We start from the raw sequence: 15,414 nt of genomic DNA, 5'->3' as shown, positions 1-15,414 counted from the left end.
ATGTTTTTCATGGATTTTATAAACGGCATCGTACGGTTTTTACAGGAAGGCGGCGTATTTATCTACCCTATTGCCTTTATCCTGGTGCTTGGCATCGTGATTGCCGTTGAACGCTGGTGGTTTCTGCGCTCAGTCTATGCGGTAAACCAGCGGGCTATGGCGCAGGTGCAACCGGCGGTAGCGCAGGCTGACACCCGGCGTATTCTGCAGCTGGCCGAAAGCAGCAGCGCTCCGCTACTGGCAATGCTGGCCAGTGGTGTCAACCGGCTGCGTTCATCTTCGCGTCGCGAGGACATGGAATATGCAATGGAAGAAGTGGTACTGGAATACAGCCTGCGACTGCAAAAGCGCACACCGTTTCTGGCCACGCTGGCTAACGTGGCAACCTTGCTCGGCTTACTCGGTACCATTATGGGGCTTATCGCGGCATTTTCGGCCGTGGCCAATGCCGATCCGTCAGAGAAAGCCAGCTTGCTGTCGTCCAGTATTTCGGTGGCGATGAACACGACTGCTTTTGGTTTGATCACCGCTATTCCATTGGTATTTGTGCATGCGCTGCTACAGGGCAAAACCGCCAGTATTATCGACACCATGGAAATGGTCGGTATTAAGCTGATGAACAGTATTGCCAAGCAAGCAGATGGTGGTTCGGATGATAAAGCGGCGTAAAGTTCCTCTGGCCGACGCTGAGCTGGACATCACGTCCTTTATGAACCTGATGATCGTGCTGGTGCCGGTATTGTTACTCAGCCTGGTGTTTGCCCAGATCCGGGTGTTGAATATTCAGCTACCGCCTTTGACTGAGCAGCAACTGCAGCAGGAGCAGGAACAACCACAGCAACTGGAGCTGGAAATTCATGCCGATCGTCTGCGGCTGAATTATCCGGCCGGCGAACCGCTGCGGGTATTTGAACTGACTGACGACGGCAAACTCGATTTCGCCGCGCTAAGCCTGTTTTTGCAGGACCTGAAGCTGACCTTTTCACAAAAACAAATAGAAAAGCAGGATATCACCTTGCTGGCGCCGGACGAGCTGGATTACCAGACACTGGTGACGGCGATGGACACAGTGCGCTCGTTTAAAGCCGTAGTGGCCGCCCAGGTGGTAGATGCTGAACTGTTCCCGCAGATTTCGCTTGGGCAGCTGCCGCAGCAGGAGGCCGGACAATGAAAATGTCATTTCGTGCCAAGCGGCTCGACCGGCAAAACCAACGTCTGGCGCAGGCAGGTAAGCTGAACCTGGTTGCTCTGATGGACATTTTTACCATCCTGGTGTTCTTTCTGATGGTAAACCAGTCTGAAGTCAAAGTGCTGCAAAGCAATAAAGACATCAGCCTGCCGCGCTCTGTATCAGAGCAACTGCCGAGCGAAAAAGTCATGCTGACCATTACTGCCAACGGCGTGCTGGTGCAGGGTAAGCCGGTATGGCAGGGCGACTGGCAGCAAGATAGCGATGTCTGGCTGGAAGATCTGACACAGGCGCTGACGGCTGAGCTGACCTATCTGGCTGAGCGCGCTGGCCCGTTAGCGCAAGAGCAGCAGCAACAAGGCCGGGCTCTGACCATTCTTGGCGACGCGGCAACACCTTACGCCGTGCTGCGCCAGTTGATGGCAATCTGCGCCGCAACTGAGTACCGCGATTTATCGCTGGCCGTTGAAGCGACAACCGCTGCGGCAGCGCCAGAGGGGGCATCATGACCACGCTGGCGATTAACCAAGCTGACAGCTGGCAGTTTGAAGATAAACGCTTTTACCGTTTGTTGTGGCTTGGCTTTGCCTTATGGCTGATTTTTGCAGTGCTGGTGCCGGCGTTGAAAGTACCGGAACCCAGCCGTGAGGTGATGGAACAGCTGCCACCGCAGCTGGCAAAAGTGGTACTGGAGCAGCGCAAAGCGCCACCGCCGCCTGAACCAGAGCCGGTAGAGCAGCAGGTGATAGAGCAGCCTAAGCCAGAACCCAAGCCTGAGCCGGTGGCGGCTGTCGCCGAACCGGTAAAGCCAGATCCACAACGGGCCAGAGAGCAGGCACAACAAGCCGGGTTGCTGGCGATGCGGGATGATTTAGCCGAGCTCAGGCAGAGTTTTCAGCTTAATAATACGGCGCCGAGTGTGAAAAGCCGCGGCGAGCAACAGGCGACTCAGGTAGATCGTAAATTGCTGCGCAATGAGGCAGACAAAAAGTTTGCCAGCCGTGAAGCGGCAGCGGTCGCCGGTGATATTGCCCGTTCTGAACTGGCAGACACCGGCACGACTGCGCTGGCAGAGACCGAGATGAAAGGGCTGTCATCTACCGGTCGCGGTGAAAGCACTGGCCAAAGCCGCAATGACAGTCGCGCTGATGCCAATAGCAGTGGGCCACAGGGGCGCTCAGAGGCGGCAATCAGGCGCATACTGGAAGCAAATAAAAGCAGCTTATACACCCTGTACAGCCGGGCGCTTCGCGCCAATCCGTTACTGAAAGGTAAGGTGGTGTTTGAGTTGGTGATTAATGCCGACGGCAGTCTGGCTGAAGTCAACATAGTGCGCAGCGAATTAAACGATACCAAGCTGGAGCGTCAGCTGATGCTGAGATTACGCTCGGTCGATTTTGGTGCTGAGCCGGTGGCGTTAACCCGTTCGCAGTGGACAGTCGAGTTTTTACCGGGCTGATAATCAGCCGGAGGTGGTGTAGATGCATTATTTAGCCTTTATTAGAGCGTTGAGCGTCAGCGCAGTGTTGCTGGCAGCCAGTGCTCAGGCCGGGTCACTGGAACAGGCCAAGCGGCTGCATGAGCGTATTGCCGGTGTGCCGGCCGACGCTGTGACATTAAGTCAGATGCAGGCTCTGATTGATGCGGGCAATGCATCTGCTGCTGCAGAGCTGGCGATGCAGCATCCGGATTTTTATCGCACAACGCTGAAGCTATTTGCCTCTGTCGCCACTAACCGTGAGCAGGATGTGTTTGAGCCGCTGAATGACTATAGCGCTACGGTGATTGGGTTGGTGCGCGATGGGGTGGATTTTCGGCAGATCCTGCAAACGGATGTGTTGTATGTCGGTGCAGACAGCCTGGGATTACCGCCCTATCAGAGTAACAATAATGAACACTATCTGGCGCTGGAGCGTCAGGCGGTTGATTTAGCACAGTATCTTGAACCCCGCTCGCAAAGCAGCCTGAACAATATTCCAGCTGAGGCGGCGGCCGGTGTGATGACGAGCCGGGCGGCGGCTAAAGCCTTTTTTTATCTTGGCACTAACCGCGCCATGTTCCGTTTTACACTGATGAACCAGTTGTGTACGGATTTAGAGCCGCTACAGGATATTACCATGCCAACCGGACGCATCCGGCAGGATGTCAGCCGCAGCCCGGGTGGTGACAGCCGTATTTTTAATAACCGCTGTGTCGGCTGCCATGCCGGTATGGATCCTATGGCGCAGGCCTTTGCATATTATGACTACCAGTTTAGCGATGAAGATGGCAGTAATGGCCGCATTTTTTATCAGCAAAGTGGTACCCAGAATGCCACTACGCAAAGCCGGGTGCAGCCCAAGTACCATATTAACGCCGGTAGTTTCCCTTATGGTTACCGCACACCGGACGATAGCTGGGTTAATTACTGGCGAGAAGGCCAGAACCAGGCATTAGGTTGGGATAATAGCTTACCAGGCAGCGGCAGTGGTGCAAAAAGCCTGGGCGAGGAGCTGGCAAACACCACCGTTTTTGCCCAGTGTCAGGTGAAAAAGGTATTCCGGGCTGTGTGCCTGCGAGAACCGCAAAGCCTGTCTGATGTTAATGCGCTGCACAGCATTACCGACAGTTTCCGTGCCACAGGCTATGTATTGAAACAGGTATTTGCCGATACCGCCACCTACTGTATGGGAGACTAAAGATGCGGTTTTCTATGCAAACTGTGTTAACAGCAAAAATGTTGTTCAAAGCGTTGTTGCTGCTGGGTGCCCTTGTGCTGGCCGGTTGCGGCGGCGCCGAAGTAGAGCAGAACCCACCGCCGCCGGTGCAGGAAGATAATACCAACTACAACGGTCCGGCGCCGCAAACCGCCGATATTCAGCTGTTTAAACTGACACTGTGGGATAATATTGCCGCTAACAACCGTTGTGGTGCCTGCCATGTGCAGGGCAATACCGCACCGGCGTTTGTGCGTAATGATGATATTAATCTGGCTTACGCCGCCGCGGTACCTCTGGTTAATCTGGCCGATCCGGCGCAGTCGGCTCTGGTCAGTAAAATTGCCGGCGGCCATAACTGTTGGTTAGCCAGCGATACTGCCTGTGCTGATACACTAACGCAGTGGATCCGTAACTGGGCCAATAGCAGCGAAACCGAAAGCGCTACAGTAACACTAGTGGCACCACCAATACGTGAGCCCGGCGCCAGTAAAGCCTTACCTGAATCGCCAGCGCTGTTTGGTAACACGGTATACCCGCTGCTGCGCCAGTTTTGTGTTAACTGCCATGCACCTGATGCTGCGCAGCCGCAAGCGCCGTTTTTTGCCGGCAGTGATCTGAGCGCCGCTTATGACGCCAGCCGCAAGTTACTGAATCTGGATCAACCTGAGCTCTCGCGCTTTGTTGCCCGGCTTGGTGGCGAGTTTCATAACTGCTGGTCCAGCTGTGACAGCGATGCTGCGACGATGCTCGCTGCCATCAGGCAAATAGCGGACAGTGTCGAGCTAACCGAACTGGATCCGGCTCTGGTACCGTCCAAAGCCTTGCGGCTGGGCGATGGTGTCGTGGCCTCCAGTGGCGGCCGCTTTGAAGCCAACCAGATAGCGTTTTATCAGTTTAAAACCGGCAGCGGCGTTATTGCCTATGACACCTCCGGGGTTGAACCGGCGGCTAATTTAAGCCTGCAAGGCGATATTAGCTGGGTAACCGGCTGGGGACTACAGATTAACAGTGGCCGGGCGCAAGCCAGCACGCAAAACAGCGCTAAGCTGGCGCAGCTGATAAGTGCTACCGGTGAAATGACCGTCGAAGCCTGGGTCGTGCCGGCCAATGTGGTGCAGGAAGGCCCTGCCGCCATTGTCAGCTATGCTGGCAGCAGTACTGAGCGCAACGTTACGCTGGGCCAGACCCAGTACAACTATGACTTTTTACTGCGTCGCAGCGGCAGTGATTTCGCTGGTATGCCGGCGCTCAGCACGCCCGATGCTGATGAAGTGCTGCAGGCAACGTTGCAGCATGTGGTATTGACACAAGACCCGGTAAACGGCCAGCGTATTTATGTCAACGGCAATGATACCGGCGTGCGCTCAGCTGCTGATGCTATTCGCAACTGGGATGATACCTATGCGCTGATCATCGGCAACGAAGCCAATGGCAACCGGCAGTGGCAGGGCAGTATCCGTTTACTGGCTATTCATAATAAAGCGCTAAGCGCAGCTCAAATCCGGCAAAACTATGAAGTGGGCGTAGGCCAGAAATTTTATCTGCTGTTTAGCATAGGTGAGCTGATCGATTTAGCCGATAGCTATATCGTGTTTGAAGTCGCGCAGTTTGATAATTACTCCTACCTGTTTAATGCACCTTATCTGGTTAATCTGGAAGGGCGGGCGCTGCCACAAAGCTTGACGATAAGCGATATGGCGATTGGCATTAATGGCAAAGAAGCACTAACCGGCCAGGCCTGGCTGAAGCAACAGTTTGAGCTGGCTTCTGGTACTGCACTGGATACCGGCGCTGTGCTGTCAACCCAGGGTACCATCATAGGAGCAGAGCTTGGCGCCGCGTCCGATGAATTCTTTTTGTCTTTTGGCCGCATTGGTGAGCGGCAGAACGTGCGTACCGGCATCAGCGTACCGGTACAAAGTATTATTGCCTCCGGTAGTCAAAGCAGTGATATCGGCCTTAAAACCTTTGCTGAAGTGCATGCCAGTATGAGTGCGCTGACCGGGGTTGCACAGCAACAAGCGGCCGTGGCCCAGGTTTACCAGACCATTCAGCGCCAGCTGCCCTCAGCAGATACTGTCGATACCTTTGTGTCGGCGCAGCAAATGGCCATCACCCAACTGGCCATTGCCTACTGCAATGCCGCGATAGAAGACAGCGCTATTCGTCAAAACTGGTTCAGTGGTGTTGATTTTAATGCCAGCCCGGGCGTGACGTACAGCATGGCCAACCGGCCTGCTTTTATCCAGCCATTGCTCGACAGGCTGATACCTTTATCACCGCAAAACTCTGTACTACGCGCTGATGCAGAGACCGAGCTGGATGCGCTGATCAACCGGCTAAGCAGCTGTAACGGCAGCTGTAGCAGCGATCGCAGCCGCACTATTGCCAAAGCAGCTTGCACCGCAGTGCTGGCCAGTGCAGAACTTTTGTTGCAGTAGGAGATGAAAATGAAAAGAAAGCAACCGCTGCACCCCGATAGCCCATTACTGCATGCCTGCCACAGCAAGCCGGTTAGCCGCCGCGATTTTATTGCCTGTGGTTTAAGCTATGGTGCAGCCGTGCTGACCAGTGGTTCAGTACTGGGGCTTTTTGCCAACCCGAATAAGGCACATGCCCAGCTATCGCCCGATTTAGAAGCGCTGAAACAGCTGTGCGGCATTAATGTGCAGGGCGCCGGTAAAATTCCGTTTATCTGCTTTGATCTGGCCGGTGGTGCCAATATCGCCGGTTCCAATGTGCTGGTAGGTGGTGCTGGTGGTCAACTCGATTTTCTGTCAGTGCAAGGCTACAGCAAGCTGGGTTTACCTGCTGATCAGGTACCGACGGCTGTCAATGCTGCCGACCCGGCTGCCGGCTTTATCAACAACCAGCTGGGATTGGCTTTTCACAGTGACTCGCAAATGCTGGCTGGTATTTTAGAGCGTACCAGCTTGGCCACACAGGCGATGACCAATGGTGCGGTTCTGCCATCGCGGTCCGAAAACGATACCGGTAATAATCCGCATAATCCGATGTTCGCCATCGCTAAAGCCGGCGCCAATGGCTCGTTAATGCCGCTGATTGGCTCGCGTAACTCCGACTCAGGTGCCAACTCAATGACGCCGGCCGAGTTTTATAACCCCGAGCTTAGGCCGACAAAAATCGATCGGCCCGGTGATGTGACCGGTTTAGTGGATGTGGGGGATTTGTTTGGTTTGCTAAACCAGAGCGATGCCGTTGCCGTGATGGAGTCAGTGCAGCGTATCAGTGACAGTAAGCTTGGCCGGGTTAATACCAATATCAGCCGCGACGATGTGATTAAAGATCTTATTCGCTGCGGCTATGTAAAAAGTGCTGATTTGGCCGACCGCTTTGGTAACCCTGCGACGTTAGACCCTGCCGCTGATCCTGATATCGTCGGCGCCGCCGGTATTTTCTCCGCACAGGAATTCAATGACGATGCAGAATTTCGTAAAACGGCGTCAGTGATGAAACTGGTGGTCAATGGCTTTGCTGGCGCTGGCTCGGTAACCATAGGCGGTTATGACTATCATACCGGTGAGCGCGGCACCGGCGAGCTCAGAGACTTGCGAGCCGGGCGCTGCATAGGTGCCTGTCTTGAATACGCCGCCCGAATGAACCAGCCACTGATGGTATATGTATACAGCGATGGCTCGGTTGCCAGTAATGGTCGTATTGATGACTCAGAAGCTGGCCGTGGCAAAGGCGAGTGGACTGGCGATAATTCGTCCACTGCGGCATCTTATATGCTGGTTTATAGCCCGAATGGCCGTCCTGCATTACTGGGCGGATCGGCGGCAGAGCAAGCCAGGCATCAGCAAATTGGCTTTATGCGCCCGGATGCATCGGTCGAAACCGGCTCAGCCGCGTCGGCAAATAACGTTAACCTGCTGGTGCAAACTGTGCTGCTGAACTATTTGGCGCTGCATGGTGAGCAGGGCCGGCTTGCCGAGGTCGCACCGTTTCATGGCCTTGGTAATGCAGCCAGTCTTGACCGCTTAACAGCATTTGCGCCTATCGTCTGATGCATAAACAGAATTTATGCATCCACAGCGGCAAAAAGTATTAACAGCATTTATAGTAGAATGAACGGGTTCAGCAGAAGCAGTTAACGCATGCATTATCTGACGTTTTACGTAGCGTGTTTATTACTTAGTTTACCTTCATATAGCTGTGTGCTGCGGATGGGAATAGAAACCAGCTTTGCGCCCTATATTATTCAGCAAGACAATAGCTGGCGAGGCGTCAATGTCGAGCTGTTGCAGCGCTTGGCGCAGGAAATTGGTTGTGAGCTGGAGTTTATTCATAGCCCCTGGTTAAGGTCGCTGCGGCTTATCGAACAGGGGGAGTTGGATGTCCTTAGCCACTTAAGTTACAACGATGAGCGCAGCAAGAGCTTCGCTTTTATTGGCCCACATCAGCTGGAAAAGATTTATCTGGTCGGGCTGCCGCAGGCGTTTTCCGGTTTAAGTTCGGTTTCGCAGCTGAGAAAAGCCGGCACCTCGGGCATTATTGCGCTGTTAAATGGCGCTTACTACGGCGAAGAGCTGGAATCCGTGCTGAACGATGCGAAAAACCGCACCCGTTTTGTGTTTATCCGCGGCAATGAGGATAAGCAAGCACTGCTGCTTAATGGCCGTGTGCATGGCGTGTTGGAAGATATAGCGGCTTATCATTACTGGAAAAAGCAGTCTGAGCTGCCAACGGCTGCTTATGTGCCGTTGTTTCCGGTGTATCAGAGCCCGGTATTTTTTGGTTTTAACCGCAAAACGTTAAGTGTGATTCAGTTAAAACAATTAGAGCAGGCATGGCAAAAATTATACGCAGAAGGTACTTTACAAGCCATTTTACAAACCTATCAGTTAGCAGAATACCGCTGGCAGCTGCCGGAGCCTGCGTCCATTATACCCGAACGATAGCTATAGAATTGACGCCGGAATAAGTTCAGCGTAATTACTGATCTGGTACTTCTGATAAATCGCCGCCAGGTCGCCCTGCCGGTAAAGTTTCTGCCAGGCTTCTGCCAGCGTAGTCAGTGTTGATGCGGGTAACGAGGTTTTACTGAAACCGAAATACACCGGGCTTTGATATACTTTTAATAGTGGCTGATACTTGTCAGCGTCAGGGTAGTGATGCCGTTGCCAGTAGTGTAGCACGCTGATATCTTCAAGGATCGCATTGACGCGACCTGCGCGTAGCAGTGCCAGTTTATCCTGAATGCTGCTGATCTCCACCAGTTGACGCTGTACCGCGGGTTGCCGGCTTAACCGGGCAAAGTCCTCGCCATAATAAGCACCATGTAACACGGCAATGCGGCCATAATCGACTTTATCAATCAGATCCGATAACTGGCTGCTGGCAGGTAAGGTAGCCGGATCGCCTACCAGATAAATTGCCTCTATGTGATGAGGCCCGATAAAAGCAAACTGGCCTTTTCGCTGCTCACTGAATGACAAATGGCTGAGTACGTCCAGCTGTCCTTGCTCACTTTGTTGTAAAGCCCTGAGCCAGGGGCTGTTAATGAATTCGAGTTTACAATGTACTTCATCGGCCAGGCGCTGCATCAGTTCGACGCTAAGGCCGGTCCAATTATCATTCTGTTTAATCAGGTGTGGCGGGAAGTCGGTTTCGGCGGACATACGCAGTGTGCAGGCTTGTTCTTCAGCTACCGCAGCTAAAGGTACTGCAGCGCCTGATAACAACAGGGCGCTGGTTAACAGTAAATGCCATGATCGCATAATGTACTCTGGCACAGCCCGACTTAAACCAATAATACAGAATCTACCTGATATTTTCCCGGATGCACAGCTGAACTTTAACAGGGTTACTGGCCAAGGCCACTGGAGAAATGCATCTTCCTGTCAGCATCGATAAAAATGGCTTCATAATTATCAATCTGCTCGATCAGCTCCATGCCATGTTGCAAGCCCAGCACAAATAGTGTGGTTGAAAGTGCATCGGTCTGGGTAGTATCTGGCCCGAGTACGGACACGCTGAATAGCCCGCTGGCACTTAAGCCGGTTTTCGGATCTATTATATGATGGTAACGCACTCCGTCTTCAATAAAGTAGCGTTCATAATCGCCAGATGTGCTGATAGCGCTGTTCGCCAATGGTAATGTTGCGGCGTACTTATCTTCCTGTCGCGGGTGTTTTATGCCCACCAGCCAGGGTTTACCGCGTTTATCTCCCAGTAAACGGCTATCGCCGCCAGCGGTTAACTGTCCATGCAAAATACCCTGCTGTGCCAGCAGATTAATGCCGCGCTCAACCGCATAACCTTTGGCAATGCCGCCTAAATCAATCTTTACACCGTCGCGGGCAAAATGCACTTTATTGTCTGGCAGCAATTCAATGCTCTGGTAATTAACGTATTGCCGGGCTCGTTGTAGCTGACTGGCATCGGGCTTTTTATGGGCACGGTAGTCATAGTAGAAGCCGACTGAGGCAAAAGTAATGTCAAAAGCGCCCTGGCTCAGGTTGGAGATAAGTTTGGCTTGCTTAAGCAGCTGATACAACTCAGCAGATACCTGCACTGGACGTTGCGCTGCCAGCAGATTAAGCTGGCTGAGTTCGCTGCTGTTGATATAGGGGCTCATCAGCTGATTAATCCGCTCAAACTCGGCCTGCACCTGATTAATTAAATCAGAAGCCTGGCTGGCGTCTTCACACCACAACTCGATATAGGCTTGGGTGCCGAGCGTCTGAAAAGCCTGCCGGTGCCACTGTGCCTGCGCGCTGGCCGAAAACCACAGTAAGCTCAGCAAACATAGCCCGCCAAAACGGCTGATGGTGTGAAAAAATACGGTGTATCTTGCCATAATTGGGCTGCCTGTTACGTTGTGGCTAAGCTTCAGTGCTCTGGCTTTGTTCAAATGGCAGGTCGACAGCCGAAGGTTTAGCTTCAGCCGCTGTGCGGGCCAGGACATCGCAGCGTTCATTCTCCGGATGGCCGGCATGGCCCTTCACCCAATGCCAGCTGACGTTGTGAGCCTGGCTTGCCAGATCCAGCCGCTGCCATAAATCCTGATTCTTAACCGGCTGTTTCTGGCTGGTTTTCCAGTTGTTGCGTTTCCAGCCTGCAAGCCACTGGGTAATACCAAGGCGCACATACTGGCTGTCAGTTGTCAGGTCAACATCGCAGCTGTCTTTCAATGTTTCCAGCGCAACGATAGCGGCCAGCAGTTCCATACGGTTATTGGTGGTTAAACGAAAACCGCCGCTTAGCTCTTTACAGTGCTGCTTATATTTCAGCACCACACCGTAGCCACCCGGGCCCGGATTGCCCAGGCAAGAGCCATCGGTGTAGATTGCAACAGTTTTACGCATAAAGCCTTTCCTCAAACCCAAACGGCGTATAATCTACCCCAAGTGCAGTAAAAAGCGAAACGACAATGGCGAAAAGACAACTTATTCTCGACACTGAAACCACAGGTATTAACCCTAAAGATGGTCACCGTATCATTGAAATTGGCTGTGTTGAACTGATTAACCGGCGTTTTACTGGTAACAACTTCCATGTCTATATTAACCCGGAGCGAATTATTGACGCTGAGGCTGTGGCAGTGCACGGTATTACCAATGAACGGTTGGCGCATGAACCTAAGTTTCGTGATATCGCCAAAAGTTTTTACGACTATATTCAGGGAGCAGAGCTGGTGATCCATAACGCCGCGTTCGACGTTGGCTTTATTAATCACGAATTTTCTATGCTGCATCCTGTGCTGCCGCCGGTAGAGCAGTACTGTACTATTCTTGACACTCTTATGCTGGCACGCGAACTGCATCCTGGCCAGAAGAATAATCTGGATGCATTGTGCCGGCGTTACGACATTAATAACAGTCACCGTACTTTGCACGGCGCTTTGCTCGACGCGGAAATTCTGGCAGATGTATATCTGTTGATGACAGGTGGTCAGGTCAGTCTTAATCTGGCGAACGAGCAGGACGGCACGGATGGCCAGTCAGGCCCGGCAGTAATACAGCGTAGTGGCCGGCTTAAAGTGCTGCGGGCAACAGATGCTGAGCTGGCAGCCCATGAAACCAGGTTGGACTTAGTGCAGAAAAAAGGAGGCAGTTGCCTGTGGCGAAATGGATAACAGTAGTATGTCTGTTGCTTGGTTGCGCAGTATTCAATGCCGATACAATAGCGAGCACCGATTTACTGCAATCTCCCAAAGCCGGTTCAGAAGAAGACGAAAGCCCCTTTAGCAGCGGCTTTGCGTTATTGGAAGACCTGCCAACCAAAAACCAGATCCCACTGTTTGATAACAGGTTTCGCATTGACGACAATGTTGACGAAATCACACTGCTATTGTTTCGAAAACGCGGTTCGGCCTCCGTCGTGCTGGTGCGGCCAGACGGCAGTAAAATTCATTTTAATACCGCAGAGCAGCAACAGGTACGCTGGCATGATGCCAGTAGCTATGACCTGATCCAGATTAAAAACCCCACTCCGGGGCCGTGGCAAGCGATTGGTAAATTGCTGCCGAATAGCCGCATTATGGTACTGACCGACATAAAACTTAGCGTTGATCCCTTACCTGATAACCTGCTAGTCGGTGAAACCGTAAAAATAACCGCCCGTTTAACCAATGGTGAAGAGCCTATTAATGCGAAAGATTTTCGCGAGGTTCTGGCGCTGGAAGTGATTTTTGTCAGCACCAACAATGCAGATTATGACAATTTCGGCCGTGGTGTCGTGCAGGTGGCACATTTTCGCGATGATGGGAAAGGCTACGACGAGCGAGCCCGCGACGGCGTGTTTACCGGTGAATTTCAGCTAAGGTTTGTCGCCGGAGAATGGATACCTAAATATGTCGTGCGTACACCTTTATACACGCGGGAAGTGGAACAGCCGCCCGTTGTGCTTAAACCCGCGCCGATAATTGCCGATATTACCGCTGCCCCAGCGGCTGATGAATTAAAGCCGGAACAGCCGGCACAACCGCATCAGGTGCTGTTTCGGATCACTGATGACAGCGTCAATAAAGCGTCGGTATTACTGCAGGGGCGGGTACGCTACCCCAACGGCGAGGTGGAAGACTTTGCGCTAAACGAACCGGGTATGACACCACGGCAATTAGAGCTGCACAACCGTGGCCATGGCAGTTACATCCTGGATGTTTCAGCCTACGGTGCTATGCAGGATGGTCGCGAATTTATGCTGAACCTGCCCGAGATCAGTTTTGTGGTAAACCGGCCGGTGTTTGAAGCTCCGGTACTGGAGGAACTGCCACAAAGTATTAAAGATGAAATTGCGGCTGAGCAGGCTGAGCCTGAACCGGAATTCCCGTGGGGGCTGGTGATAAGTATTAATCTGGTTATCTTAGTCGGTGGCGGTTTTGCGATTTGGTTTGTCATGACAGATCGTAAGGTTGCTGATCTGATGTTCTGGCGTAAAAAAGAGCCAGCTCAGGCATCGGAGGCAACAGCGGGCAAGCCAGCCAAGGATGTTGCTGAGAAAAATAGCGCAAATGCACAAAAAAACAACGATATGGATGACATTCTCGACCTGACTTTACCGGATGATTAAGGATTAGGCAAAAGCGGCAAAAAAGGTGTTGACGGCCTATCGGCTAATCCGTATCATTCCCGCCGCACTGCAGGATACCCAAATGAAATTCTGTAGTGTAATTGGTGCGGAGCGGTAGTTCAGTCGGTTAGAATACCGGCCTGTCACGCCGGGGGTCGCGGGTTCGAGTCCCGTCCGCTCCGCCAATTTTCGATACACACCGGAGCGGTAGTTCAGTCGGTTAGAATACCGGCCTGTCACGCCGGGGGTCGCGGGTTCGAGTCCCGTCCGCTCCGCCAATGTATCGAATTAAGCTTCCTGATCCGGAGCGGTAGTTCAGTCGGTTAGAATACCGGCCTGTCACGCCGGGGGTCGCGGGTTCGAGTCCCGTCCGCTCCGCCACTTCAGTAAGTCACCATTTGAGCATAAGCTCATCACTCCAGCGCGGAGCGGTAGTTCAGTCGGTTAGAATACCGGCCTGTCACGCCGGGGGTCGCGGGTTCGAGTCCCGTCCGCTCCGCCACTTTACGCCAGCATTTTGCTGGTTTTTGTTTTTTTAGCAGTGGTAGTTCAGTCGATCGCTTTCTGTTAAGAGTTTAGCCAGCTTGTCGTGCCATACGCCACAATGTTCGCGGGTTTAAGCTCTGGAGGCTTTGGTACGGTAAGTCAGTATCTTGCGATTTTTTTTGCTTTTCATAGTTTGTCCTTGCGCTGCAGCTCAGTAGGTTGCATTCCAATATCAGCTTAGCCTGCCTGTCATTTTACAGATTTTAATCCTGTCGGCGGAGTTATATAAACAGGTAGTGTGTTAGCCTTTTTTGAAGCAGAGGACCGATAGCAGTTCAGCTACCTTTTCTGTCAATGATTTCGCCGTTCTATCTTGTGAAAAGTTGCAATGGTTGCAGCCAAAGTCATCGCGCTTAGCTATTAACAACATTGACTGAAGAATGATTTAATTAGTAGTCGCATGCACTAGAGTTGGCTGCATCTTGTGTTTTGCTAAATATTGACGGCAAGTGAAAAGCGTCTAATATGAGAAAAACTAAACATTAATGTTAATTGGGGGCTACATGCCTATACCAGTGACTATTGCAGATGACTCTTTGATGTCGCGAAAAGCTGTCCGACGGGCATTTCCGATAGAATGGGAAGTCGATATTACAGAGGCTTGTGATGGCAAGCAAGCGTTAGCGGCTGTAGAGTCCGGTAAGGCTGAAGTATTGTTTCTTGACTTGACTATGCCTGAACTGGATGGCTTTGGTGTATTAAAATATTTACATGAACATCATACTAAAACCGTTGTAATAGTTATCAGTGCTGATATTCAACCTGAAGCCAAGAGGTTAGTTGATTCATTGGGAGCTTTTAGATTTTTGCAGAAACCACTTCAATCAGAACAATTAAGAGAAGTATTGTTTGAAGTGGGATTAATATGAATACCTTACTATCCGAGGAGCAACGCGACGCTTTACAAGAACTAATGAATATTTCTATGGGCCAAGCGGCCAACGCGCTTGCTCGTTTGATATCTGCAAAAATTACACTGTCTATACCTAAAATAAGTGCTGTTACACCGCATAAATTTTTGGCTATGTTGACAAAAAGAACTGTTTGGTACACTCGACAATCATTTCTCGGTGCTATCAAAGGTGAGGTCGTTGCAATCTTATCTAAAGACGGTTGCGACGCCATAGCACTGCTAATGGACTACGATCTACCACTAACGCAAGATACTCTGAATGAATTGTTGTTAGAGTTGGCTAATATCCTTGCCGGGGCTTGCTTGGCGGGATTCGCTGAGCAGTTATCTTTAAAGGCTAAGTTAAGTATGCCTACAATATTTATGCCTGCGGCGCTGCGTGTGGAGCAGTACCGCTGGGCGAGTACACTAATAATGGAGGTAGAGTTTAAAGTTGAAGCCAGTCATTTTGATTCAAAAATAGTAATTTGTCTTGAGGAGGCTTCAGTACAGACTCTTTTGGCAACTTTGCAGCAATTGTTGGAGTGATT

At 51.8% G+C, this 15,414-nt stretch carries 15 protein-coding genes and 4 tRNA genes; 16 read left to right on the top strand and 3 right to left on the bottom strand.

All coding sequences use genetic code 11. From position 1 onward, the window contains the following. Positions 1-9 precede the first annotated feature (9 nt). From LHL18_RS10995 to LHL18_RS10960, 8 genes are all read left to right on the top strand, one after another. Positions 10-669 (top strand): MotA/TolQ/ExbB proton channel family protein, encoded by a 660-nt coding sequence (locus LHL18_RS10995; protein WP_134056546.1) that lies wholly within the window; start codon positions 10-12, stop codon positions 667-669. Beyond that, the gene (locus LHL18_RS10990; protein ID WP_134056544.1) at positions 653-1,171 is read left to right on the top strand and encodes a biopolymer transporter ExbD; all 519 of its coding nucleotides are present in this window, start codon (positions 653-655) and stop codon (positions 1,169-1,171) included. The genes LHL18_RS10995 and LHL18_RS10990 overlap by 17 nt, the downstream gene beginning before the upstream one ends. Beyond that, positions 1,168-1,698, top strand: coding sequence for an ExbD/TolR family protein (locus LHL18_RS10985; RefSeq protein WP_134056542.1), 531 nt, complete (start codon positions 1,168-1,170; stop codon positions 1,696-1,698). The genes LHL18_RS10990 and LHL18_RS10985 overlap by 4 nt, the downstream gene beginning before the upstream one ends. Then, positions 1,695-2,648, top strand: coding sequence for an AgmX/PglI C-terminal domain-containing protein (locus tag LHL18_RS10980; RefSeq protein ID WP_226767114.1), 954 nt, complete (start codon positions 1,695-1,697; stop codon positions 2,646-2,648). The genes LHL18_RS10985 and LHL18_RS10980 overlap by 4 nt, the downstream gene beginning before the upstream one ends. A gap of 22 nt (positions 2,649-2,670) precedes the next feature. Continuing rightward, on the top strand, positions 2,671-3,867 hold the full coding sequence (locus tag LHL18_RS10975; protein WP_226767113.1) for a hypothetical protein: 1,197 nt from the start codon (positions 2,671-2,673) through the stop codon (positions 3,865-3,867). 14 nt (positions 3,868-3,881) lie between these two features. After that, complete coding sequence (locus tag LHL18_RS10970) at positions 3,882-6,329, top strand: LamG domain-containing protein (RefSeq protein WP_226767112.1); 2,448 nt, start codon at positions 3,882-3,884, stop codon at positions 6,327-6,329. A gap of 9 nt (positions 6,330-6,338) precedes the next feature. Beyond that, entirely contained in the window at positions 6,339-7,916 is a 1,578-nt protein-coding gene (locus LHL18_RS10965; RefSeq protein WP_226767111.1) for a general secretion pathway protein GspF, read from the top strand. A gap of 90 nt (positions 7,917-8,006) precedes the next feature. Beyond that, positions 8,007-8,810 (top strand): substrate-binding periplasmic protein, encoded by an 804-nt coding sequence (locus tag LHL18_RS10960; RefSeq protein WP_226767110.1) that lies wholly within the window; start codon positions 8,007-8,009, stop codon positions 8,808-8,810. On the opposite strand, the gene LHL18_RS10955 is transcribed toward LHL18_RS10960, so the two are convergent. From LHL18_RS10955 to rnhA, 3 genes are all read right to left on the bottom strand, one after another. Further along, on the bottom strand, positions 8,811-9,629 hold the full coding sequence (locus LHL18_RS10955; protein ID WP_226767109.1) for a substrate-binding periplasmic protein: 819 nt from the start codon (positions 9,627-9,629) through the stop codon (positions 8,811-8,813). It lies immediately after the preceding gene. 86 nt (positions 9,630-9,715) lie between these two features. After that, a complete protein-coding gene (locus tag LHL18_RS10950) occupies positions 9,716-10,711 on the bottom strand; it encodes an FAD:protein FMN transferase (RefSeq protein WP_226767108.1) in 996 nt (331 codons plus the stop codon). 25 nt (positions 10,712-10,736) lie between these two features. Beyond that, the gene (rnhA, locus tag LHL18_RS10945; protein ID WP_134056528.1) at positions 10,737-11,219 is read right to left on the bottom strand and encodes a ribonuclease HI; all 483 of its coding nucleotides are present in this window, start codon (positions 11,217-11,219) and stop codon (positions 10,737-10,739) included. A gap of 65 nt (positions 11,220-11,284) precedes the next feature. Here rnhA and dnaQ point away from each other — a divergent pair, with 65 nt between their 5' ends. The 8 genes from dnaQ to LHL18_RS10905 all read left to right on the top strand — a co-directional run bounded on the left by dnaQ (position 11,285) and on the right by LHL18_RS10905 (position 15,412). After that, positions 11,285-11,989: a DNA polymerase III subunit epsilon gene (dnaQ, locus tag LHL18_RS10940; protein ID WP_134056526.1), complete on the top strand. Its 705-nt coding sequence runs from the start codon at positions 11,285-11,287 to the stop codon at positions 11,987-11,989. Beyond that, positions 11,974-13,425, top strand: coding sequence for a TIGR03503 family protein (locus LHL18_RS10935; RefSeq protein WP_226767107.1), 1,452 nt, complete (start codon positions 11,974-11,976; stop codon positions 13,423-13,425). The genes dnaQ and LHL18_RS10935 overlap by 16 nt, the downstream gene beginning before the upstream one ends. Before the next feature lie 108 nt (positions 13,426-13,533). Further along, positions 13,534-13,610: transfer RNA gene (locus LHL18_RS10930), tRNA-Asp, on the top strand. Between the two features lie 16 nt (positions 13,611-13,626). Further along, positions 13,627-13,703 (top strand) — tRNA-Asp (locus tag LHL18_RS10925). 26 nt (positions 13,704-13,729) lie between these two features. After that, a tRNA-Asp gene (locus LHL18_RS10920) sits at positions 13,730-13,806 on the top strand. A 44-nt stretch (positions 13,807-13,850) separates the two neighbouring features. Continuing rightward, positions 13,851-13,927: transfer RNA gene (locus LHL18_RS10915), tRNA-Asp, on the top strand. A 547-nt stretch (positions 13,928-14,474) separates the two neighbouring features. Next, positions 14,475-14,840, top strand: coding sequence for a response regulator (locus LHL18_RS10910; protein WP_226767106.1), 366 nt, complete (start codon positions 14,475-14,477; stop codon positions 14,838-14,840). Next, a complete protein-coding gene (locus LHL18_RS10905) occupies positions 14,837-15,412 on the top strand; it encodes a chemotaxis protein CheX (protein WP_226767105.1) in 576 nt (191 codons plus the stop codon). Before LHL18_RS10910 ends, LHL18_RS10905 begins: the two co-directional genes overlap by 4 nt. The last annotated feature ends 2 nt before the right edge of the window (positions 15,413-15,414 follow it).

It is taken from the genome of Rheinheimera aquimaris (genome assembly GCF_020531985.1).
Taxonomy (GTDB): domain Bacteria; phylum Pseudomonadota; class Gammaproteobacteria; order Enterobacterales; family Alteromonadaceae; genus Alishewanella; species Alishewanella aquimaris.
Note: the sequence above shows the minus strand (reverse complement) of the source record. Positions and strands in the feature narration are given on the sequence as shown.